Source organism: Lentzea sp. NBRC 102530 (assembly GCF_030269365.1).
Classification (GTDB): domain Bacteria; phylum Actinomycetota; class Actinomycetes; order Mycobacteriales; family Pseudonocardiaceae; genus Lentzea.
Genome location: NZ_BSTF01000067.1, coordinates 1 through 255, shown reverse-complemented (window position 1 = coordinate 255; position 255 = coordinate 1). Strand labels below are relative to the sequence as shown.

At 64.3% G+C, this 255-nt stretch carries 1 protein-coding gene; it reads left to right on the top strand.

The genetic code is table 11. The annotated features are described in order from the left end of the window. Window positions 1-227: isochorismatase family protein (locus QSK25_RS45310; RefSeq protein ID WP_285647895.1), on the top strand; the 227-nt coding region annotated here is incomplete at its 5' end. Between the last annotated feature and the right edge of the window lie 28 nt (window positions 228-255).

Here is a 255-nt window from a genome sequence, read left to right as displayed (position 1 = left end):
CCGACATCGTGATCGTCGGGATCGCCACGGAGTCCTGTGTGCTGAAGACGGCGTGTGACGCGTTCGAACGCGGCCTGACGCCCTGGGTGATCAAGGACGCGGTCTACAGCCATGCCGGACAGGAAGCACACGAGGCAGGACTGCTCGTGACAAGCCGGTTCATCGGACGTCGGCAGCTCATCGACGCGGATGCACTCTTCGCCGAGAAGCTGGTGGCGACAGCGTGACGCGCCCAGTCGCGGTGATGGACATCGA